This window comes from Candidatus Aquicultor sp. (genome assembly GCF_054640775.1).
In genome coordinates, this window is the sequence record NZ_JBTSLF010000003.1 from 1 (window position 1) to 22032 (window position 22032).

The window sequence follows — 22032 nt, forward strand, 5'->3', positions numbered from 1 at the left end:
GTTGGTTGTCTTTTCATTCTTCTCATGCTCTTACCTCTTTAGTGATAATCATCATAATCGACGACGTAAGCATCGCTGCCGATAAACTCGAAAAAGACTCTCCAGTTTCCGGATACCTTCACAGCATATTGGTCTTTTTTATCCCCTGTCAGCCTGTGTAAGTTAGAGCCCGGATAATTCATGTCTTTTATGTCTTTTATTTCATTTGCAGCGTTTAGTCTATCAAGAATTCTCTCAAGCCGGTCAGCGTGTTCGGGCTTTATGCCTTTCTTCTTTCCTGTATAGAAGAAGTCTTCGAGTTCTTTGTGTTTGAACGACTTGATCATGAGCCAATCGTAACCTATTAGGTTACGATTGTAAACAGCCCCGGTGACATCCGTCAGCTTAACTAGCAGGCTATATAATTCTTAAATATTGTGAATTTGTGCAATCGCTAAATCAAGGAGAATAAAACCTCCGGTATCACTGCCAGGGCTATCCGTGGAGGATAGGGGACTCGAACCCCGGATTTCTCGGTGTGGAAACGTTCTCGTGATGACACGAGATATACCTCTTTCATATAAGCGACCATGCGGCCGGGTTTTTGGTTAGCGGCCAAGTGGGCGCTGCCAAATCAGAATCACTACCGTTATCAGCACAAAAATAATGATGAGCGCGGGTAGGAAGAGTTCCCTTGCGGGGAAGGAAGGTGGACTCACCGTTGTCGTAGTTGTGCTTTGGCGGGTTCTTAATCTAGCCGGCGTTGTTGTAGGGGTAGTTACGGTTGTGCTGGGGCCCAACGTTGTGGTCGGCGCAAGTGTTGTGGTTGTGGCAAGGGTGGTCGTGGTACTACTTGTTGTGGTAGTGGATGGGGCGGTTGTTGATGTTGTTGTGGTCTGTCCCATACCAATATGCCCAAGCAATGCCGGGAGGATAAACAGTGTCGTTATAACAACTATTGTAGCAAAGAGCAATAAACGCCGTTTCATTTTGTCCTTTTTATCTTAGCAGCGCTTGTGCTGCCAATTTATGATTCGCACCGACCGGTAATCATCATGCCGGTTCAATCTCTCTAGGGGATTATTCCCAGGAATACGAGTTTTATAAAGGATTCACAAGGATACGTTTGTTGCCTGATAGCAGGGTAGTAATAGAGACGCAAAAAACATACCCCCACAGAATGGGGGTATGTTTATCTATATGTTGGCTTGAAAGAAACCGTATTTCTACTTTTCGCCTTCGGCGTATTTGTGAAGCTTGACTTCGACTTTTTCCTCGAGGCCTGCATAGTATTCTCTTAAAATCTCGAGAACCTCTGGACGGCTGAAGTGATCCGGCACTTCTTCGTTCTTTGAGAGCATACTGCGAAGCTTGGTACCGCTGAGCAGCAGGCGATCTTCTTTGCCATGCGGGCAGGTTCTCATTGAGGCCATACCGTCGCACTTGGTGCAATAGAAAGTCCAGTCTATTTTAAGTGGTTTTGTCTCGAGAGCGCCTTTGGGAATCTCATCGAAGATGTGGTGAGCATCAAATGGGCCGTAATACTCGCCAACACCAGCGTGGTCGCGGCCTACCAGAAGGTGGCTGCAGCCGTAGTTCTGTCTGAAGGTCGCATGCAGCAGAGCCTCGCGCGGGCCTGCATAGCGCATCTCCATCGGGTAACCTGCTTGGATGACTGTATTTGGAACGAAGTAATGCTCGACTAACTTATCGATGGCTTTAACCCTGACTTCCGCCGGGATATCGCCGGGTTTTAATTTTCCAACGAGCTGGTGGATGAGAACGCCATCGGTGATCTCAACAGCGATTTTCGCGAGGTACTCATGAGACCTGTGCATCGGGTTTCTGAGCTGAAGTGCAGCTACTGTGCTCCAGCCTCTCTCATCGAACGCTTTTCTGGTCTCGGCCGGGCGCATATAAACGCCACCGAACATTTCAGGGAAGTAGCTCTCGCTAAATACCTTTACGGTACCGGCAAGGTTAACATCGCCCTGTGCCATGACTTTCTGAACACCTGGGTGACCTTCCATATCATCTGTTCTAAATACCTGCTTGCACTCGTGAACTTTGTCGATCTCGTACTTCTCGGTGATGGTCATACTACCCATAAGTTCGCCGGATTCCGTATCGACTAGTGCGACTTCCTGGCCCTCTTTAAGATTGTTGGCCTGCTCTTTAGAAGTCGATAGTGTAATCGGGATCGGCCAAAAAACTCCGCTGGACATTGTGTACTCATCGACAACACCCTGCCAATCTGCTTTGGTCATAAATCCGTCGAGTGGGGTAAAGGCACCGATACCCATCATGATAAGGTCACCTGTTTCACGTGAGGACAACATAACCTTCTCAAGAGTTTGGGCCTTTTCGTATTCTTGCTTCAGCGCTTCACCACTGAGCAATAGCGGCTTAAGATCACCACCGCCATGAGGGGAAACTAGACCTGACATAATACCTCCTTGTTTCAATTGATGGTTGTATTTAAACAAGTTATAAGAAGATTCTTGGTAAGCCGTGATGGCTCACGCACAGCTTGCTCATTCGCTATGCAGACGAGTAAATGTTATGCAGACATCATTCACACCAAGCTTGCCAAGAAACTGTGCCCGCCAATCAACCAGTATTAAGTTTTATAAATGACACCGCCGAAGTTTAAAGTAAACCGGTTGTGCCATAAGTTAATAAGGAAAAAAGATTGTAACAATTGTTCCATTCAGGATAACATTGCGGCACTTATTTGTCAAGCAAGTAGCAAGTGTTGATTTTAAGGAATTTTAAAATATGGGCTGGTGAGGTAATTACCTTATAGGATTGAGGATAGGCACCTAAAGAAGGAAGGACGGTCCGGGAGGACCGTCCTTTTGTGCAGGAAAAATACGTTTTTAGTGACCGCCGCCCGATATAAGACCGGAAGCAGCGCCTATAAGAATAAGTACCTCCAGAATCGCAAGAACAGCGTAAATTGTATCGCCCTTTTTAAGGAGCGTCGGCACAATCGCTATATAGCAAAATATAGTTATGGTTGCCAAAAACGCGATAGGGAAGAGGTTGATGAAATCACCAAACTTGTAGAGGTTAACCCACGTCCATCCGTGATGAATGCCATTCTCCTCTAGCAGCTTGTCATAAGCGGTCTTCTTCGCTTCACTGCCGGCTTTTTCAGTAGCGCCTCCGCTTACGCTCGCTTTGACTGTTTTGCTTGCGTCTCCATTAGCGCTTGCGCTAGCTTTTGGAGCATCACTCCAGTTATTAATAACATCATCGATGGCAAGTTTAGGGGGCATGAACCCCGTAACGTACACTAAAAAAGTTAATGCAATACCTATAAGGCCAATCTTCATGCAAATGTTCAGGATTCTACCGTAGATAAGTTGCTCTTCGATTGCCTTAATGCCGGCTTTCTCCGAGCCGGTCTTGGCCGAACCTTTTATCTTGCTGACCTCAGTTATTTCTGCCATGTTTACACCTCCCGGGTAAAGACTTTCCGTGTAAAGGGAAGCCTAAGTTTACTTCATGATATGGACACCTTTAAGTATCGAGCTAGTGGCCGAGACGCACAGGATAATGATAACTATGACCTTAATTACATTCGGCTTAGTTTTTGGCAGTAACCGCACTCCAATGAATGAGCCAAGCATAATTCCTATGATGGACGGAACTATGATCAATGGAATAGCTGCGCCATTGTTAAAATAAACCCATGCGGCTGAGGTGTCCGTTATTGAAAGCAAGAACTTGCTTGTCGCTACCGATACCTTAAGGGGGGCACCCATTAAGAGGTTTAACACGGGCACGTTTGCCCATCCGGCGCCAAGGCCGAACATTCCGGCGAGTACGCCTATGAAAATAAAAGAAACGAGGCCGATAGGCGTTTTATGAATCTTCCAATCGATCTCTTGGTTGGTCGCACTCTCATGGTAGATGCCGGTAAGTTTAAGAATCGAAGAGAGCTTATCGGGTTTCTTGACTTCAGGGAAGTCGGATTTCTTGGCTTTAAGCATTACCACGACGATTCCCAAGACGACTACCCCTAAGGCAATCTGCATGACGTCTTTTCCACCCGGTAACCCCGAGACAAAGATTCCTAATTGCGCGCCTATTATCGAGCCAATGGATGCCATTAAAGCAACGGGTATTGCGAGGCGCAGGTCGGCAAGCCCCTTCTTTAATAATCCCGGCCCTGCCGCAACAGATCCCGAGAGCGCTACTAACAAGCCGGCGGCTTTAACAAAATTCATACCGAACGGAAAGAAACTGCCGACTATCGGTGTGAAGAGAACGCCACCGCCGACGCCTCCTAACACAGCTACAACGCCCATAGCTAAAGTAGAGAAGAATAGCACTAAGGGCCACATCCACCACTGCATACTAGAGCCTTTTGCCACACCGTCCGCAGCTAATGCAGGTGCTGCGAATAGCATCAAAAGCATTATTGCTGCAAGAAGGGTTGCACTGAAGGTTTTCTTACGTAACATAGATCATCCTTCCTTCTAGAGTTATTTGGCCCAACGATCGTTATCCGACTGAAATATTGAGCGCAAGAACCCTACAGCAAAAACCCCTAAGTACGTCACTCTTGTTACATGATAAAGCCTAAAAAAACTAAACTTATAAATAAATTAACTTTAGCTTGCGAAAGCCATGGCCATGGTTTCTCGCGGGTGGTTTGCGTGCAGTATTTTTGCGCTCAATATGAGTCTTAGTCGTCGGATAACGCCGGTTTAGAGCCATAAACCGACCGACATCTCTACTTGAGCACCGTAGGAATGTAGATTTGCATAGAGCCTGTGTATGCGAAGGGGTTCCTAACGATACCTGTCATAAACAATTGGTCATTGCGGTGTTCTTGTTTATTGTTGGTCTTATAGGTTGCCTTCGCAAACACAGGCGCCGCGACTAAGACTTTTTTTCAAGAGATGTCTGCATAACAGCTTGCAAGCTACTTTTAATATAAGCAACACTAGGTGCTATCGTCAATAGCATTCTACGTATATTTACGTAGAATGCATAAGGAAAAACACAAATCCATAGGTAAGAGGATACCCATGCAGTGAAATAGTTAAAACCACAATTTTTAAATCTTTAAAGTTTTTTATGTGGGGCAGGGTATTCGCGGATCAAGAAATGAGGAACTTGCAGAAAAGGGCAGAAAGTAGAGCGAAATAAAAGAAGGATGGTCTCCCGAACCATCCTTCTTTTAAAAAGGGAATGCATCATTATAATATTTTGTAGCTGCACATGCGTAGGTTGGTCTTCCTGAAACCGTCATAAACAATTGGTCATTGCGGTGTTCTTGTTTATTGTTGGTCTTATAGGTTGCTACGCATGTGCAGAAAACACAAACAATTATTCACCTATATGGATAATTCCTGATGCCGCAAACGCGAGCACCAACACCTCAGCAATTGCGATAATCGCGAAGGTCATATCTTTTTTGCGAAGCAACTTGGGCAGTATCGCAAGATAACAAACTATGCTTATGGCTCCCAAAATTGCAATACCAAAGAAGTTAAGCATATCTCCGTGCTGGTACATACCGAGCCAGCTCCATCCCGGCGTAATCCCCGCGATCTTCATGTATTCACTTGTGGATAGATGCCAATACTGCGGTACTTGATCCAGCGGCATTTTCGGCGTTAAGATTCCGCTTAAATACACTATGAACGAAATCCCGATACCCGCGAGCCCTACTTTTCTTCCCATGGAAAGGATATTGGCGTAGACAAGCTGCTCTTCTGTGGCTCTAACCGCCGGAGCGTCACCAGTCTTTACTTCGGTTTTTGGTTGGGGCTCTATCTTTAATGCCTTACTTCTCGTTTTTGAAGCGGCCATATCGACCTCCTTATCTATAGAACTTTCATGTGCTCATAACAACAGAGCTGTAAATTGATCTTAGACTCCATAATGGAGCAACCTTAGAAAGCTACTAAATTCCAAATCCTTTAAGAAGCGCTCTAAAGCCGGATAAGAACAGCATCGTAATAACCGCGTATCTGATTACCTGTGGTTTGGCCTTTGTGAGTAGTTTCGCCCCTACAAAGGCGCCAAGCATCATGCCGATAATCGATGGTGCAACCACAAGTGGAAGAACCGCTCCCTTGTTAATATAAATCCATGCGGCCGATGTGTCGGTTATTGAAAGTAAGAAACTGCTGGTCGCAACCGACAATTTTAGTGGTGCGCCCATAACTAGATTTAAAACAGGCACGTTTGCCCATCCGGCGCCTAAACCAAACATGCCAGCCATAAAGCCGATAAAAGAAAACAAAATTAAGCCAACCGGAGTCCTATGAATTTTCCAGTCGATATCCTGCTTAGTTGAATCCTCATGATAGATGCCTGTAATTCTAAGCGCTGTTGATAGGGAATCGGGAATCTTTACATCGGGGTACTCCGATTTTTTCGCCAAAACCATTACTACGACGATTGCAAGGATAACCGCACCTAAACCTATTTGAACAACCTGTGCTGGAAGCGCGAGGCCTACGGCGGCTCCAAAAATCGAAAATATCGATGCTATAAGTGCAACCGGCATCGCCAGTCGCAGGTCAGCCATGCCTCGTTTTAAGAGGCCCGGTCCGGCCGCCAGTGATCCCGATAAAGCGATCATAAGGCCGGCCCCTCTAACAAAGTCGAGGTTAAAGGGGAAAAAGCTACTGACTATCGGTACGAAGAGAACGCCGCCACCTACGCCGGCTGGAATCGCCACCACTCCCATTACGAAAGTAAGCGCGAATAATCCCAACGGCCAAACCCACCAGGGGGTTTCTGAATGCACACCAGGCACTACGCCGACGGTTGCAGCTAAAGCCGCGTTGGTAACGACCATAATGGAAATAAAAATAGCCCCGAAAAGAACGCCAAGTAATTTTTTCTTCAAACTGTGTCCCTCCTTTCTTTTGGGATTTCCGAATTTGGCTTTAACTTCCATTCCACCACGATGATCGGGAATGCACATCGGGGCGATTGCTGAATTATTAGCAAAATATTTACATTAGATTTACTACCGATGACCTGGGGTAATGGCATGGCCGGCATAAGAGTAATAACTCTCGGCGTCTACAGCGATATCAAGTGGGTAAAGTAGTATATATGACTCATGCACAATAAGGGTATAACACGCGACATAAGTGAGAAATTGTCTTGTGATTAAGTGAAGGGTTTTTACGTAAACCGTTGACGAAAAAACCCATAGTGGTAATATGAAATTAAGGCTGCAAGCTGGATAAAACTTTCTTTGATAAGCGCCTCGAACGCTGACTGCTAAGGCACACATATCGCGGTCGATTTGTTAGAAATTCCTTACCCCACAGAGTAAATCAGGCCTGGAAAAAGATAGAGAACGCATTTCGGGCGATAATCGGGCGAATTTATTTTTTCATTCGGATAGTAACAATAGTTACTTATTGGGAAACTGCATCAGCAGAGCGCGCATAAGCGATTGCTGAAGACGCGGAGAAATCAAGGAAAGTTAAAAAGAAAGGAGGTTGGTGCTCATGGCTAAGAGTTCTGGTAAAACAGGGAAGAGACCGTATGTGAAAACAGCGCTTTACGGTATCGTATCTCTGGCGCTGTACGTTACTGTATTTGAAAACGAGAGCTTTGTTAGAGAGACCTGGGCGAAAGGTGGAGTATATGCAGTTTTACCGCTCGCTACCGTTTTCGTTTTCTCGTTTGTACACGGGTCGTTCGCAAACCACTTCATGACATCATTAGGTCTAGTAGCGAAAAAGCATTAAAATTGCGGTCCTTGACAATCGTATACCGGGCAAGGCTTTGGATGGATAATTCAAAAGAAGGAAGGGTGGTAAATGTCCAGAAGAAAAGTTATCATCCCGGCGCTTTTAGCGGCTTTTGTCCTGCTGCTGGTCACAGCAGGCCCAGCGTTCGCGACTGGTGAAGCGGTTAAGGCGTTCTCGGGAAATAAGTTTATTGAACTTACTATTTTTAATGCGGTGTTCTTGTTTATTGTTGGTTTTATAGGTGGATTAGTTAGCGGATTTATAGGATCGGGCGGCGCTTTCGTATTAACGCCCGCAATGATGAGTCTTGGCGTGCCCGGATTAGTTGCGGTGGCAAGCAATATGTGCCATAAATTCCCAAAGGCACTGGTTGGTGCGATCAAGCGCCGTAAGTACGGCCAGGTCGACCTCAAGCTAGGGTTAACATTAGGCGTATCTGCGTCGGTAGGCGTAAAGATCGGTATTGTTTTTCAACAATATATCCACTCTCTGTGGGGGGATGCCGGCTCGAATCTTTATGTCAGCTTTGCGTTCCTCGTAATTCTAATAACGGTAGGGGGCTATGTCTTCTACGATGCATGGAAAACCAAGAAAAACCCCGGCGCTGCAGGGACTCCCCGTTTAGCGCAACTCGTTCAGAAGATTAACATCCCGCCGATGATGAACTTCAAAACGGCAGGCATAAGGGTATCTATGTGGGTTACTATACCTGTTGGTCTTGCAACAGGTCTTCTTGCGGCGACAATTGCAGTAGGCGGTTTCATCGGTGTCCCCGGAATGATCTACGTACTTGGCGTATCAAGCCTGATAGCGTCGGCGTCCGAGCTTGTTATCGCATTCGTTATGGGCTTCGTTGGCTCGACAGAGTGGGCGCTGGTCGGTAACATCGATATCAGGCTGGTGCTGTTGATCCTTGCCGGATCGCTTTTCGGCGTTCAACTTGGTGCGTTAGGGACAACTTACGTAAAAGATCACATGATTAAGGTTGTAATGGGAAGCATAATGCTCATAGTTGCTCTCAGCAGGGGCTTTGCAATTCCAAAATATACGAATCAGCTTGGCCTAACACATGTAGCTAAAAGCCTTATACCCACACTGGACTCTATAAGCTTCTATATTATGGCCTTTGCTCTTTTGCTTGGTGCTGCAATAATCCTGGGTAGCATGGTAAAAGGAATGCGACAGCAAAAGGCTGCCCCGGGATTTGAGGAAGTTAAGAGCCTAGAGAAAGCCGTAAACTAAAGCATTATGGTTATTAGATATTCAGCCGGCGGTAGGCAAAGCAGGATATCGCGTTACTGCCGGGTAGTGAGGAAGCGATGATTATGGGTAAGTTGTTACCATTTAAAAAGGTGAAGAATATATTGATTCTCGCCGCATTGGATGGGTCCGATTCTGGCAAGAACGCTTTTAGACAAGCTCTAAGGTTTGCACGTAAAGAGCGGTGCTCGATTACAGCTGTAACGGTTATGCCAACATACGAAGGCGAACTTGAACTAATCGGCATCCAAAATATGAAGGAGTCTTTTAAGGCACCCGCCGAAACGATTCTAGCAGAAGCACGACGGATAGCCGAGAAAGAGGGTGTCCAAATCTACACGTTTCTCGCCGAAGGTGATATCCACGAGTCGATAATCGATCTGGCGGTTTCTCGCGATTGCGATCTAATCATCATGGGCAGGAGGGGTCGTACCGGGTTTGAGCGGGCCTTCATGGGAAGTGTCACGGCGCGTGTTATCGGCTACAGCCCGATAGATGTGCTTGTCATGCCACATGACAGCATCATTAAATGGGACAATATTTTGCTAGCGGTGGATGGCTCGCACTATAGCGAGATCGCCGCAAGCAGGGCGATAACGTTTGCGCATACGTACGGCAAAGAGATTAACATCCTATCGGTCGTCGATATACCAGCCGAAGCGTATGGCGAAGCCCCGGACTACGTTGAAAAGATGGTCGAGAGGGCCCGGGATAATACCGAGCTGGTGAAGATCTCGTCGGAGGTCGCCCGCCTGCAGGCAGAGACGTTTGTGCGCATCGGCGATGCCCATGAAAAGATAATGGATATCGCCGGTCAGGTAAAGCCCGACGTTATCTGCGTCGGCAGCCACGGGCGAACTGGTCTCAGGCGGTTGCTGATGGGAAGCGTCACGGAGAAAATCATCGGTAACGCAAAGTGTCCGGTACTTGTTGTTAAAGGACAGTAATCCCTGGTAGCAGACGCGTTGTTTTGCAAAGCTTAAGAAGAAGCTAATTGACGCAAAACAACGCGTCTGCTACATTAACGTCGGCGGTTGCGTAATATTCTAAGGCTCACGTCCTTGTTTTCGGAGTGAGCCTATCTTATTATTAATTGGCCGGTAGGCGGTTTGTAGTGTTAAATATTTGCCTACAACACGTGCGGGGAGATTCGGTAAGGGGGCTTTAAGGCCGTGGGAAAGTATACATGCATGCTGGTTGCGTTCGATGGCTCTGATTGCAGTAAGAACGCGCTTAAGCAGGCGATAAAGTTTGCCGAGGGCGAAACATGCAGGGTCACGGCAGTCACCGTTCTGCGATCGAGCGAAGGCGAGCCCGAACTGGTTCGCGTGCGCCATTCCAACGGCTCCGGCCGGTCGCGAGAACATACGCCGATCAACTCGATAAAATTAATAGTTGAAGATAAAGCGGAGATTCAAACCATACTTGAAGAAGGCGTCATACACGAGGCCATCATCGATGTTGCGGATAAGCGGAACTGCGATTTAATAGTCATGGGGCGCCGCGTGCTCTCTCGACTCGAGCGGGCGTTTGTCGGCAGCTTTACGGCGCGTGTTATAAGGTACAGCCCTATAGACGTGCTCGTTATGCCGGGAAAATCCGTGATCGGCTGGGATACCATCCTGCTTGCCACGGATGGTTCCAAGTACAGTGATGCGGCGACGGAACGCGTTCTCGAGCTGGCATCGGCCCATGGAAGCGCTCTCAAGATCGTCTCCGTTTTTGATACGAGCGATAACTTCTATGGCGAGCTTCCGGGTGCCGTGGAGCGAATGCTGGAGCACGCCCAAGAAAACGTCGATGTCGTAAAACGCAAGGCTGAGCAGGTCGGTCTGGATGCAGAGACGTTTATCCGTGAAGGTGAGCCGCACGAGCAGATTGTAAAACTGGTAAACGAGCTTAAAGCAGATGCCATCTGCATGGGAAGCCACGGCCGTACCGGTCTCGAACGCATCCTTATGGGAAGCGTTACGGAGAAAGTAATAGAGAAGGCGAAATGCCCGGTGCTCGTAGTTAAAAGTAGATAACGGCGAAACGGTGAACGGGCACAATGTAAACCGATCGATGATTAAATAAATACAAACATTTTAAGTAAAGATTCCGGCGGATTGTAGATCCGCCGTTTTTTTATTTTTGAAATCAACCAGGCAAGCACATGCGGAGCGATTAAGTTCTAATGAAAGTGGGAATATTATGCATAAGAAGTGGGGTATAAGTTACTACGTGAACTTGTGATAGAAAGGCCGGGGAGGCGGAAGGTATGTATGAGAATATTCTGGTTGCATTCGATGGGTCTGAGTCCAGCAAGAATACGCTGGTTCAGGCGGCGCATGTTGCAAAGGAGAGCGGATGCAATATAGCGGCGGTAACGGTCGTTCCAAGGGTTGAGGATGGGCTAGGCGCTTTTGGGGCCGATGAGGTAACCGAATTCTATATGTCATCGATTGGTGAGGCGGTATCGACATTAGAGGAGCCGGCGGCGGCATGCCCGATGGTCCAGGCGATAGAGCTTGAAGGAAATACGCATAAGGCGATAATCGATGTGGCCGAGGAGCGGGACGCCGACCTGATCGCGGTCGGGCAGAAAGGACGCTCCGGGCTTGGCAGGCTATTGTTGGGAAGCGTTGCCGCACGGGTTATCGGATACAGCCCAATGGATGTTCTGGTCGTGCCAGATAACACGGTTCTTAATTGGAATACTATTTTGCTGGCAACTGATGGGTCGGCGTATAGCAAGAGCGCAGCCGATAAGGCGATACAGATTGCAAGCCATTATGGGTCCGCCCTTAAGGTCGTGTCGGTTGTCGATGTGCCGTATGAGGCGTATGGAGATGCGCCCGATACGCTGGAGCGGATGGAAGAAAAGGCGCGGGCCATCGTTGAAACGGTTAAGGGTAGAGCACAGGAATTTAACGTGAAAGCCGAAACGTTCGTCATGGATGGGGTCTCCCAAGATAGGATCATCGAGCTTGCCGAGGAGCAGCAGGCCAACGTAATAGTGATGGGAAGCCACGGAAGAACGGGGTTGGCACGCCTGCTGATGGGCAGTGTAACCGAAAAAGTAATCGGCCACGCACCGTGCCCCGTGCTGGTCGTGAAGACCACTACGCTGGGATAGTCACTGTAATCGTAGTGCCTTCGCCGTTACGGGAATGGACGTAGAATGTGCCGCCTACCAGCCGTGCCCGGGTTTGCATGCCGTCGATACCGAGCTTGCCATGGCGAGAGAGATCGCCAAGTGTCGGCGGCAGCCTGAAGCCCTTACCGTTATCGCTGATAGTCACCCTGGTTTCGGTATCTTTAAAATCAATGTTGACCTTCGCTTTTGTCGCTTCAGCATGCTTGGCTATGTTTCTGAGGGCTTCTTGGATGATTCTAAACAGCGTCACCTCGATCTCGGGCGTAAAGCGCTTTTCACTACCGGATACCGTGAGATCTGCGGTTATTCGATGCTCGACTTTGATCTGCTCGGTAAGCCAGTCTACTGCAGGCAGAAGGCCGAGGTCGTCAAGAATCGACGGCCGTAAATCCCGGCTAAGCTGCCGGATCTCTTGTAAAAGGTCTTTGAGCTGCTCGTGAAGGCTCCAGAGCGAGCGCAGCTTGGGCATCGGTAGATATTCATCGGTTTGGCAGAAATTCTCGAGCTGGTGAAGGGTGGCGATCAAGTTCTGGGCGGTCGAGTCGTGCAAATCGCGTGAGATACGCTGGCGCTCTTCTTCGTGGGCGCGCGTGATTTGCTGAAGGTAAAAGCTCAAGTTCTCCTGCATCCGTACTTCCTTGGTTATATCCCTGCCTATAAACTGAAATCCGTTGGGATGACTGTTATTTGAAATCAAATTAGTGGTGACGGTAAGTATCGCTTCATTACCGTCTTTCTTTATGAGCTTCTTTGTGTAAGGCTGCTTTATTGTTTGCCCGGCTAAGAGCCGCTCACGCACTTTTTGGGACATACGTATCTCATCTATCGGTAAGAACTTTTGAGTGTCGGCCCCTATCAATTCGGGGAGCGGGCAGCCGAAAAGATTGGCCGCGGCATGGTTTGCGGCTGTGATCTTGCCGGATAAGTCCTGAACCCAGATGGCGTCCTGGGCGTGCTCGAACAGCTCCCGGTATTTCTTTTCGGATTGCTTGAGCTGCTCGGTTGCCGTTTCACGCTCGTTGTTGAGGCGCGCGTTTTCCATGGCGATACCGGTGAGGTTGCCGATAGCGGTAAGTAACTCGATCTCTGAGTGTGTAAATTGGCGTGGCGACCGTGTTGATGCACACAATGTGCCGGTAATCTTGCCCCGGGAGCGCAGCGGTACGCTTAGCTGGGTCCTTATCTTTTCTCGCCGTGTATCATCGGTGGTAAGCTCGGAGTCGGTCGATGTGTCCTCGATGAGCAAGGGCTTTCCCGTCTTGGCGACGCGTCCGCAAAAACCTTCACCCAGCTTCATTCCGTCAACCGCTGTAGCGTATTCCTGCTTAACGCCCTCAAACCCCGTAACCCTTAGCTCCTTAGCTTGTTTATCCAGTGAGAATATGAGAACGACCTCGACTTTCATGACCTCCATGACCATCTCGATGGCGGTTTCGATGACCTGTTTTATATCAAGCGATTGGCTCAGCATCGCGGAGAAGGCCGTGATGACGGCAAGGCGGTTCTCCTGTTCTATCGAGTCGCGAACCTTTAGATGAAGCTTTTTCTGCGTCGACTCGAGGCGTTGCATAGTTATTCGGGCGCGTTCACGATGTAATTTTTGAGAATTGATTCTGAACAAAATGGCGATACTTACTACACCGATAATGCATATTTCGATGAAGGCGCTTGTTTTATTAGGGGAGATGAACAAAGCGTCAGGGAGGACCACCAGTAACGAGACCAATAAGGCGATAAGGCCGCCCCTTAAGTTAAAAGCAAGGTAGCTGTATACGACCGGGATGAGATAGAGTAGATGATCTATCGAGTGCTTCGTAAAGCCGAAAGGTAACGACAAGGCCGGAAACCAGGAGCTGAGTGCCTGGTCGCTGTAATAATAGACGGTTATAAGGAATGTTATGAGGGCGATGAGCCAGAAATGCAGATCTCGCACGGGATGTTCGGCGTATTCCACCGCTTTTACATTGTTCTGGTTCGAGCTTTTCACACTACAACCCCGCTTTACGCCAACCCTACCCAGCCCTTTTTAAGCGCTAGTATGACCGCCTCTGTACGGGAGCCCACGTCCAGCTTGTTAAAGATATGCCCGACGTGAGATTCGATGGTGCGCACGCTTAAGCAGAGTTCATCCGCAATCTCTTTGTTGGTCTTGCCCTGGGCCGCGAGTCTGAGTACGCCGAGTTCTCTGTCTGTTAAGAGCTCGAAGGATTGCAACTCCTGATTCTTATGCATCTTTCTAAAGCGTTGAGTTACCTTGCGGGCGACGGTGGGGTGAAGGACGGAATCGCCCCTGTGAATCGCATAAATACCGTTTATCAACTCTTGAGAGCAGATATCTTTAAGCAGATATCCCGCCGCCCCGGCCTCGAGAAGGGCAAAGACGTACTGGTCGAAATCGTAGGCGGTAAGGATTAGGATAGCTATCGAGGGGTCGAGCGCTTTGACTTGTTTTGTCGCCTCGATACCGTTGATCTTCGGCATCGCGACATCGGCAACGATAACATCCGGCCTGAGTTCCCCGGCCAATGCCACCATTTGTTCACCGTCCCCGGCTTCGCCGACCACTTCGATATCAGTTTCCTTTTCAAGAAACTGGCGGATACTTTCGCGCACAAGAGCATGGTCGTCCGCTAGTAGAACCCGAATCTTCGTCATACTACTCCCCTTGACCCTACCTAAAACACATGTGATGGAACCACGCGGCGCTTGTGAAACGCACTATGGTAAGGCTCTATCAATCCGTGTAAACCATTAGATTCAGTTGCACACGGCGTTCAAGATAATAGCCTGGTAGGGAACCCACCACTAGTGTTTGTAACTCCCGATACTATGTATTATGCGCTTAGATTGTCAAATATGCAACAAAGTATTTGCCGAGAAACAGCCCGTGAAAATACTGAATCATTTACTGCAGCTTACCCAGAAGCAGGGAGTCTAAAACCGCAAATAGGGCGAGCCAAGTTGCTAGTTATTCATGAGGCAAGACGGGTACGGATGCCGATGCGTCTCATGGCGGTTGGGTGATTAAATGGATTCAATGGCATGAACACCGGCTTAAGAAGGGGGAGGAAAATGGGATTAAGAGCTTATCTAATGGTGGACGTGGTTGACGACATGGACCAGCAGCAATTCGTAAAAGCGGTGAGGGAACTCGAAGAGATTCAGGGCGTCGATTTTGTCGACCCGGTAATCGGCGATTGCGACATGGTCATCATGGTCGAGGCGCCGGTTAGCATTGAGTCGCTGTCCAACAAAATCCGTGAGAACTCGTGGGTTAAGAACATCGAGATGCTTCGCATCGTAAGCATTTACGAGCGTCACCGCTCATCAAAGAAGCAGCTCCTCAAGGCGCTGACACACACCGGGTTTTAGTTTGTGACCCTATTGGTTTGCTAAAAAACGAACGAACGATAATGACGTTATCAGGAGGTGTGAAATTTGGTTACACAAACTCGAGCCAGAGAAACGCCCAGTTTCTCGGTTATCGATGGGATAGTACACAAGCATAATGCGGATCGGGGTGCGATCATCCCGATCCTGCAGGAAGTACAGGAAACCTACGGGTATATCCCGCCGATCGCAATCGACCGTGTTGCGAAGATCACAGGTATCACAAACGGCGAGATTTATGGGACCGCCACATTTTACAACATGTTCAGGCTTGAGCCGCTGGGCGAAAACCTTGTTAAGGTATGCCATGGGACCGCCTGTCACCTGGCCGGGGCGGAACGAATCGCCGAGTCTATCGCAATAGAGGTTGGCGCACGAGAGGGCGAAACGAGCCCGGACGGTAAATTCACCATAGAGCAGGTGGCCTGTCTCGGCTGCTGCAGCTCGGCCCCGGCGTTGATGATCAATGAAGAGATTCACGGACATTTAACGCCCGAATCGGTTCGCAAAGTTATCAAGAAATGCAAGTGCAAAGACGGGGATGGTGCATAGATGAAGACCATAAACAGAACCAAAGTCGTTAAGGTGGGTCTGGGCTCGTGCGGAATCGCCGCGGGCGGGCGTGCGGTCTTTGAGGCCCTGTCCGCAAAGCTTAAAGATACAGAGGTCGAGTTACAGCAAACGGGCTGCATCGGCATGTGCTATAAAGAGCCGCTTGTCGAAGTCTCGCTTTCTGAGGGCGAGCGCTATATCTACGGCGACGTCACTGCAAAAATGGTCGAACGCATTGTCGACGAGCACATTGAAAAAGGAGAGCCGATTCTCGAGTGGCTGGTTATGGCTGAGGGTGGCGATACCTCCCTTCAAGAGAAAAGCCCTATGACCGGACAGCAGCGCATCGTGCTCCGTCACTGCGGGATTATCGACCCCGAAAGTATCGATGACTACATGACCGCGGACGGCTACCAGGCTGTCGAAAAAGCGGTAAAAACCATGACGCCCGAAGAGGTAATAAGCGTGATTAAGGAAGCGGGCCTACGGGGACGGGGTGGAGCCGGCTTTTCTACAGGAATGAAATGGGGATTTGCGAGAAACGCAAAAGGTTCTCCAAAGTATATAATCTGCAACGCCGACGAAGGAGACCCCGGAGCGTTTATGGACAGAAGCGTTCTTGAGAGCGATCCTCATAGTGTCATAGAGGGTATGCTAATCGCAGCTTACGCCATGGGCGCCTCCGAGGGCTATGTCTATTGCCGCGCCGAGTATCCGCTTGCGGTCCGCAGGGTAAAACTTGCGATTTCGCAGGCGAGAAAGCGCGGCCTTCTTGGAAAATCTATTCTGGGGACCGATTTTAACTTTGACCTGAAGATACGCGAGGGCGCTGGTGCGTTCGTATGCGGTGAGGAAACGGCGCTTATGATGTCGATCGAAGGCAAGCGCGGCATGCCGAACTCACGGCCCCCGTTCCCAACCGATGCCGGGCTTTGGGGAAAACCGACCAGCATCAACAATGTTGAAACGTTCGCTAACATAGCATGGATTATCCTTAATGGCGCGGCGGCGTACAACGCTTTCGGAACCGAGAAAAGCAAGGGCACCAAGGTGTTCGCGCTTGCCGGAAAAGTAGCCCGCGGCGGCCTTGTGGAAGTTCCCATCGGGATGACCATCAGGGATATTGTTTTTGACGTGGGCGGCGGCACTTCATCCGATTTCGCATTTAAGGCGGTTCAGATGGGTGGCCCATCCGGTGGATGCGTTCCCGCGAGCCTTGCCGACACCCCGGTCGATTACGACTCATTGCAGGCGCTCGGCGCCATTATGGGCTCGGGCGGTATGCTCGTTATGGACGAGAGCACCTGTATGGTCGATCTCGCAAAGTTCTTCCTGAACTTTACACAGGACGAGTCGTGCGGGAAGTGCGTCCCTTGCAGGATCGGCACTAAACGGATGCTCGAGATACTTGAGCGCATCACCAATGGGGACGGCAAAGAGGGCGATATCGAGCTTCTTGAAAACCTTGCGGCAAGTATCAAGCGTGCCTCTTTGTGTGCCCTGGGGCAGGGTGCTCCAAACCCGACGCTTACCACTATCAAGTATTTCCGGGAAGAGTACGAGGCCCATATCTACGATAAGAAATGCCCCGCAAAAAAATGCCAGGCGCTTATTACCTACGAGGTTATCCAGGATGCATGTACGGGCTGCATGCTCTGCGAGAAATACTGCCCGACCGGAGCGATATCCGGCCCGAAAAAGCAGGCCCACACGATTGACGATGAAAAATGCGTTCGCTGCGGTCTCTGCATGAACGTATGTAAACAAAAAGCGATTACTGTCTATTAAGGAGGGTAGAAATGGCGAAACTTAAATTTGAATTAAACGGCAGGCCCGTTGAGTCCGAAGCCGGAAGCACGATATTGGAGGCAGCGAAGCAAAACGGCGTCGATGTGCCGACCTTGTGTCACGACCCGAGGCTCAAGCCGTATGCGGCCTGCCGTATCTGTTTAGTTGAAGTACAAGGTGCGCGCGGTCCGGTTCCGGCCTGTGCAAACCAGGTAAGTGAAGGTATGAGTGTCAGCACGCATACCGATAACATCGCTACCCTCCGGCGTGTTTGCCTGGAGCTGTTGGCCTCCGACCATTATGGGGACTGCGTGGCTCCTTGCAAACTCGCTTGTCCGGCCGGCATAGATATCCAGGGGCAACTCGCGCTTATCGCCGATGGACAATACGAGGAAGCGTTGAAGCTTATAAAAGAGAGCAATCCGCTGCCATCGGTGTGCGGTAGGGTCTGCCCGCGTTTCTGCGAGCAAAACTGCCGCAGGAACCTGGTCGACGAGCCGGTTTCGATCAATGCGTTGAAACGGTTTGTAGCCGATTATGATATGGAGCAGGCGAACGGCCCCGTGATGCCGGCGGTCAAATCGCCGACAGGTCATAAGGTAGCGGTTATCGGCGGCGGCCCGGCGGGATTGTCGGCGGCATATTTCCTGGCGCTTGAGGGACACGGGGTAACTATTCTCGACTCGGCTCCGGCGCTTGGCGGCATGCTCCGCTATGGGATTCCCGAATACCGTTTGCCAAAAGCGGATCTCGATAAAGAGATAGCGACAATAACGGCGCTCTGCGATGCCGTCCATTTAAACAGCGCACTCGGAAAAGAGTATACGATCGAAAGCCTGAAAAACAGCGGGTTTGAAGCGATATTCGTAGCGCTCGGCTCTCACGCTAGCCAAAAGATGCGCGTCGAAGGAGAAGACCTCGAGGGGGTTCTACCCGGAATCCACTTCTTGCGCGATGTCGTACAGGGAAAAAAGGTCGAGCTGGGAAAGCGGGTTGCGGTTATCGGCGGAGGAAACACCGCCATGGACGCAACACGAACCGCCATGAGGCTGGGCGCAGAAGAAGTCATGGTGCTCTACCGCCGCTCGCGGGATGAGATGCCGGCTGCAGCCGAGGAGGTAGAGGAGGCCGAGCATGAAGGGGCGCAATTCCACTTCTTGACGGCTCCCGTAAGGATAGTCGAGGAGAACGGTCGCGCCACCGGTATCGAGTGCATAAAAATGGAGCTTGGTGAAGCCGACAGTTCGGGACGGCGCAGACCGGTTCCCGTAGAAGGCTCCGAGTTCGTGATGCGGGTGGATACCGTTATCGCGGCTATCGGCCAGTCGCTGGCTATGCCGTATCTCCATGGCGGCTTAGCCCCGAATCTTAACTCGAGAGGTAATATCGAAGTCGATAAAGAGACCATGCAGACCTCGGTAGACGGTGTCTTTAGCGGTGGCGATTGTTCAAGCGGGCCCGCTACGGTCGTTCAAGCAGTCGGGGCCGGCAAGCGCGCCGCGTATTCCATGAACCGGTATCTAAATGGCCAGCCGGTCATCCCGCCGGTAAAACCATTCAACTCTTCAAAGGGTGAGCTGAACGAGATCGACCCGACGCAATTTGCGGATAAACCGAAAATCCCAAGAGCTACGATGCAGGCGATCTCCGTCGCCGAGCGAAAACATAATTTCCGTGAGGTAGAGACCGGACTGTCCGAAGAGGATGCTCGCAAAGAGGCGATGAGGTGTCTCTCGTGCGGCTGTACGGATGTTTTTGATTGCGAACTCAGAAGCCTTGCGACCGAGTACGGTGTCGAGGCCGCCAAGTTTAGCGGGGAGAAGCACCGGCTGCCGATTGCCAACGACCACCAGTTTATCGAGAGGGACAACAACAAGTGTATCCTGTGCGGCAGATGCGCCAGGATTTGCTCAGAGCTTATGGGCCTCGGTGCGATAAGCTTCGTGCACCGCGGGTTTGAGACGTTGATACAGCCATCGCTGGGCATTCCGCTGGCGGAAACCCAATGCGAATCATGCGGCCAATGCGTTTCGACGTGCCCGACCGGCGCGCTTACCGTGAAAACATCTCTGCCAAAACCGGGCCCATGGAAGACGGACGATATCCCATCGGCGTGTCCGCAATGCAGTATCAACTGCTCGCTCGATCTCAGAGTAAAAGGCAACAGGGTGGTCGAGGTGATCTCGCCGCTCGCCAACAAGGTAAACGATGGCAACCTGTGCAAGAGGGGCGCGTACGGTACGTCGTTCGTGCACGGACCGCATCGCTTAACCACGCCGCTCGTGAAACGCGACGGGCAGCTTGAGCCGGCCACCTGGGAAGAGGCGCTAGAGGCGGCCGTCGCCGGCCTTAACGCGGCCCAGGCGCAATACGGAAGCGATAAACTAGCCGTTCTCGTATCGCCCAAACTGACGAACGAAGAGAATTATCTGGCGCAGAAGTTGGCCAGGATGGCGCTCGGGACGAACAGCATCGGCAATTCGTTCGGCCTTCCCGAGAACAATGCGCTGGCTCAATGCTTCGGCAAAAATTCATCCACTTGCTCGTTCCAGGATCTTGTAAACAGCGACCTGGTGTTTGTGTTCGGAAGCGATGTCTGCACCGATTATCCGATCGTCTCGCTAAAGATAAAAGAGGCGGTGGATAAGGGCAGTAAGCTTATCATCGTCAACTCCGAAGCGACCAGACTCGACCCGATAGCGGAAGCGACGCTTAAAGTAAGCAAACGCATGACCGAAGAGCTGCTTCAGACCATGCTCAACTACGTCTTCCATTACGACCTGGTCGATAGGGAGTTCGTCGAACAGCGCACCCTGGGCCTGCAGGTACTCGAGCACAATATGAAACCGTATTCACTCGAGACCTGGGACGAGGCGTTCTGGGTCAAACCGTCCAAGGTAATAGAGCTGCTGCATATGTACCTGCGCGCCAAGAACCCGATGATCGTGGTCGATGCCGACGCGATAGGGATGGCTGAGTTGGCGCTGGTAAGCAACCTGGCATTAGTAACAGGAAATGTCGCCAGAAACGGCTCGGGTATTATCGCCCTGCGCACCTACGGTAACAGCCAAGGACAAATAGATATGGGTGTATCGGTGGAGTACCTCCCCGGACAAGAGCCGGTGTTCGATGCGACTCCGCGCGAGCGGCTCAAAGAGCTGTGGGGCAAAAGCCTACCGAACCGCAAGGGCATAAGCGCCCAGGAGATGATGCAGAAGGCGGGCTCCGGCACTATTCGCGGGTTTATAGCCATCGGGGGCAGTAACGATGACCTCGATATCGAGCACATCGGTACCAGCCGGGCGTTCTCGGTGCTGATATCCCCGGTATTTACTGAGGGAATGGGGCAGGCGGATGTCATTCTGCCGGGCAGCACCTTCGCAGAGACCGACGGCACGTTCACGAGCGCCGAGCTGAGAATCCAGCGCCTTCATCAAGCGGTACCGCCCGAAGCGGGCAAGCAGACCTGGCAGGTACTTAGCGAACTCTCAACGGCTCTGGGGTATACCATGAAGTACAAGGGCGTACCCGAGATATTCCGAGAGATAACCAAGGCGGTGCCGGATTACGGCCGTCTAAAGTTCGATAAAATACCCGAGGGCGGGATACAGCTGTCGACATGCGATGAGAACACGACATTTATATCGCCGCTCTGGCTCGAAGGAATGGCCGAGTATGGGGCGAAAGGAAAATAGAAAGCATTGCTGGTATTAATCGCCAGCGTTGGATTAGGGTAACGGGGTTCCGACGCCAAGTTCGCCTGCAATGGTTGCTCCCACAACAGCACTCCGGCCATTAACGGCGTCCTATCTTTCACAAAAGCAGGCTCGGCAACCTATGAATACCATAAGTAAGGGCGGGATCAGCTCCGCCCTTACCTTTTTTCACCGCGCCCAGCATGCGCAGCGGTCATCGGTGAGCGAATTAACGAACTCAATGAATACCTCATAGGGTGAGCAGGTATGTTTTCCTTGCTGAAACCCCATAAACACTGCAAAGGCTCGATAAATGGATACGGGCTAGACTCGGTTGGTAGGTTATCTAACGTACCGGAAGTACTCAATCAATTCCCAGGAAATATATTTGCTACTCACTTGACAAGTATTTGCGGCAATGTTACGCTGATTGGAACAATTGTTACATACTATATGTGTTTTTATTGCGCTTCTGATAAGGGCTGAGAGT

Annotated in this window: 18 protein-coding genes; 10 read left to right on the forward strand and 8 right to left on the reverse strand. The window is 50.3% G+C overall.

Features of this window, described 5'->3' with window-relative positions:
* Positions 1 to 38: 38 nt before the first annotated feature.
* Entirely contained in the window at positions 39 to 326 is a 288-nt protein-coding gene (locus ACYC56_RS00505; RefSeq protein WP_461372213.1) for a type II toxin-antitoxin system RelE/ParE family toxin, read from the reverse strand.
* A gap of 319 nt (positions 327 to 645) precedes the next feature.
* Here ACYC56_RS00505 and ACYC56_RS00510 point away from each other — a divergent pair, with 319 nt between their 5' ends.
* The gene (locus ACYC56_RS00510; protein ID WP_461372214.1) at positions 646 to 987 is read left to right on the forward strand and encodes a hypothetical protein; all 342 of its coding nucleotides are present in this window, start codon (positions 646 to 648) and stop codon (positions 985 to 987) included.
* Between the two features lie 218 nt (positions 988 to 1205).
* On the opposite strand, the gene sat is transcribed toward ACYC56_RS00510, so the two are convergent.
* From sat to ACYC56_RS00535, 5 genes are all read right to left on the reverse strand, one after another.
* Positions 1206 to 2426: a sulfate adenylyltransferase gene (sat, locus tag ACYC56_RS00515; RefSeq protein WP_461372215.1), complete on the reverse strand. Its 1221-nt coding sequence runs from the start codon at positions 2424 to 2426 to the stop codon at positions 1206 to 1208.
* 432 nt (positions 2427 to 2858) lie between these two features.
* The gene (locus tag ACYC56_RS00520) at positions 2859 to 3434 is read right to left on the reverse strand and encodes a hypothetical protein (RefSeq protein ID WP_461372216.1); all 576 of its coding nucleotides are present in this window, start codon (positions 3432 to 3434) and stop codon (positions 2859 to 2861) included.
* A 48-nt stretch (positions 3435 to 3482) separates the two neighbouring features.
* Positions 3483 to 4451, reverse strand: coding sequence for a sulfite exporter TauE/SafE family protein (locus ACYC56_RS00525; RefSeq protein WP_461372217.1), 969 nt, complete (start codon positions 4449 to 4451; stop codon positions 3483 to 3485).
* A gap of 871 nt (positions 4452 to 5322) precedes the next feature.
* Positions 5323 to 5808 (reverse strand): hypothetical protein, encoded by a 486-nt coding sequence (locus ACYC56_RS00530; RefSeq protein WP_461372218.1) that lies wholly within the window; start codon positions 5806 to 5808, stop codon positions 5323 to 5325.
* Between the two features lie 94 nt (positions 5809 to 5902).
* On the reverse strand, positions 5903 to 6805 hold the full coding sequence (locus ACYC56_RS00535; RefSeq protein ID WP_461372254.1) for a sulfite exporter TauE/SafE family protein: 903 nt from the start codon (positions 6803 to 6805) through the stop codon (positions 5903 to 5905).
* Positions 6806 to 7472: 667 nt separating this feature from the next.
* Between ACYC56_RS00535 and ACYC56_RS00540 the strand changes: the two genes are divergently transcribed.
* The 5 genes from ACYC56_RS00540 to ACYC56_RS00560 all read left to right on the forward strand — a co-directional run bounded on the left by ACYC56_RS00540 (position 7473) and on the right by ACYC56_RS00560 (position 12096).
* Positions 7473 to 7715 (forward strand): hypothetical protein, encoded by a 243-nt coding sequence (locus tag ACYC56_RS00540; protein ID WP_461372219.1) that lies wholly within the window; start codon positions 7473 to 7475, stop codon positions 7713 to 7715.
* 72 nt (positions 7716 to 7787) lie between these two features.
* Complete coding sequence (locus ACYC56_RS00545; protein WP_461372220.1) at positions 7788 to 8960, forward strand: sulfite exporter TauE/SafE family protein; 1173 nt, start codon at positions 7788 to 7790, stop codon at positions 8958 to 8960.
* 83 nt (positions 8961 to 9043) lie between these two features.
* Entirely contained in the window at positions 9044 to 9925 is an 882-nt protein-coding gene (locus tag ACYC56_RS00550) for a universal stress protein (protein WP_461372221.1), read from the forward strand.
* Between the two features lie 225 nt (positions 9926 to 10150).
* Positions 10151 to 11005: a universal stress protein gene (locus ACYC56_RS00555; RefSeq protein ID WP_461372222.1), complete on the forward strand. Its 855-nt coding sequence runs from the start codon at positions 10151 to 10153 to the stop codon at positions 11003 to 11005.
* A gap of 233 nt (positions 11006 to 11238) precedes the next feature.
* Positions 11239 to 12096: a universal stress protein gene (locus ACYC56_RS00560; protein ID WP_461372223.1), complete on the forward strand. Its 858-nt coding sequence runs from the start codon at positions 11239 to 11241 to the stop codon at positions 12094 to 12096.
* On the opposite strand, the gene ACYC56_RS00565 is transcribed toward ACYC56_RS00560, so the two are convergent.
* On the reverse strand, positions 12083 to 14104 hold the full coding sequence (locus ACYC56_RS00565) for a PAS domain S-box protein (RefSeq protein WP_461372224.1): 2022 nt from the start codon (positions 14102 to 14104) through the stop codon (positions 12083 to 12085). The genes ACYC56_RS00560 and ACYC56_RS00565 overlap by 14 nt on opposite strands.
* A gap of 14 nt (positions 14105 to 14118) precedes the next feature.
* Positions 14119 to 14772 (reverse strand): response regulator transcription factor, encoded by a 654-nt coding sequence (locus ACYC56_RS00570; RefSeq protein ID WP_461372225.1) that lies wholly within the window; start codon positions 14770 to 14772, stop codon positions 14119 to 14121.
* Positions 14773 to 15189: 417 nt separating this feature from the next.
* Here ACYC56_RS00570 and ACYC56_RS00575 point away from each other — a divergent pair, with 417 nt between their 5' ends.
* The 4 genes from ACYC56_RS00575 (at position 15190) to ACYC56_RS00590 (ending at position 21542) form a co-directional block, all read left to right on the forward strand.
* Positions 15190 to 15489: a hypothetical protein gene (locus tag ACYC56_RS00575; protein ID WP_461372226.1), complete on the forward strand. Its 300-nt coding sequence runs from the start codon at positions 15190 to 15192 to the stop codon at positions 15487 to 15489.
* 66 nt (positions 15490 to 15555) lie between these two features.
* Positions 15556 to 16059: an NADH-quinone oxidoreductase subunit NuoE gene (nuoE, locus tag ACYC56_RS00580; RefSeq protein WP_461372227.1), complete on the forward strand. Its 504-nt coding sequence runs from the start codon at positions 15556 to 15558 to the stop codon at positions 16057 to 16059.
* Positions 16060 to 17847, forward strand: coding sequence for an NADH-ubiquinone oxidoreductase-F iron-sulfur binding region domain-containing protein (locus ACYC56_RS00585; RefSeq protein WP_461372228.1), 1788 nt, complete (start codon positions 16060 to 16062; stop codon positions 17845 to 17847).
* A gap of 11 nt (positions 17848 to 17858) precedes the next feature.
* The gene (locus ACYC56_RS00590) at positions 17859 to 21542 is read left to right on the forward strand and encodes an NAD(P)-binding protein (protein WP_461372229.1); all 3684 of its coding nucleotides are present in this window, start codon (positions 17859 to 17861) and stop codon (positions 21540 to 21542) included.
* The last annotated feature ends 490 nt before the right edge of the window (positions 21543 to 22032 follow it).

Coding starts and splice junctions, on each gene's coding strand:
- ACYC56_RS00560 (WP_461372223.1), top strand. CDS start 11,239: ATGTATGAGAATATTCTGGTTGCATTCGATGGGTCTGAGTCCAGCAAG.
- ACYC56_RS00540 (WP_461372219.1), top strand. CDS start 7,473: ATGGCTAAGAGTTCTGGTAAAACAGGGAAGAGACCGTATGTGAAAACA.
- ACYC56_RS00550 (WP_461372221.1), top strand. CDS start 9,044: ATGGGTAAGTTGTTACCATTTAAAAAGGTGAAGAATATATTGATTCTC.
- ACYC56_RS00520 (WP_461372216.1), bottom strand. CDS start 3,434: ATGGCAGAAATAACTGAGGTCAGCAAGATAAAAGGTTCGGCCAAGACC.
- ACYC56_RS00535 (WP_461372254.1), bottom strand. CDS start 6,805: ATGGTCGTTACCAACGCGGCTTTAGCTGCAACCGTCGGCGTAGTGCCT.
- sat (WP_461372215.1), bottom strand. CDS start 2,426: ATGTCAGGTCTAGTTTCCCCTCATGGCGGTGGTGATCTTAAGCCGCTA.
- ACYC56_RS00505 (WP_461372213.1), bottom strand. CDS start 326: ATGATCAAGTCGTTCAAACACAAAGAACTCGAAGACTTCTTCTATACA.
- ACYC56_RS00545 (WP_461372220.1), top strand. CDS start 7,788: ATGTCCAGAAGAAAAGTTATCATCCCGGCGCTTTTAGCGGCTTTTGTC.
- ACYC56_RS00585 (WP_461372228.1), top strand. CDS start 16,060: ATGAAGACCATAAACAGAACCAAAGTCGTTAAGGTGGGTCTGGGCTCG.
- ACYC56_RS00570 (WP_461372225.1), bottom strand. CDS start 14,772: ATGACGAAGATTCGGGTTCTACTAGCGGACGACCATGCTCTTGTGCGC.
- ACYC56_RS00525 (WP_461372217.1), bottom strand. CDS start 4,451: ATGTTACGTAAGAAAACCTTCAGTGCAACCCTTCTTGCAGCAATAATG.
- ACYC56_RS00575 (WP_461372226.1), top strand. CDS start 15,190: ATGGGATTAAGAGCTTATCTAATGGTGGACGTGGTTGACGACATGGAC.
- ACYC56_RS00510 (WP_461372214.1), top strand. CDS start 646: ATGATGAGCGCGGGTAGGAAGAGTTCCCTTGCGGGGAAGGAAGGTGGA.
- ACYC56_RS00590 (WP_461372229.1), top strand. CDS start 17,859: ATGGCGAAACTTAAATTTGAATTAAACGGCAGGCCCGTTGAGTCCGAA.
- ACYC56_RS00530 (WP_461372218.1), bottom strand. CDS start 5,808: ATGGCCGCTTCAAAAACGAGAAGTAAGGCATTAAAGATAGAGCCCCAA.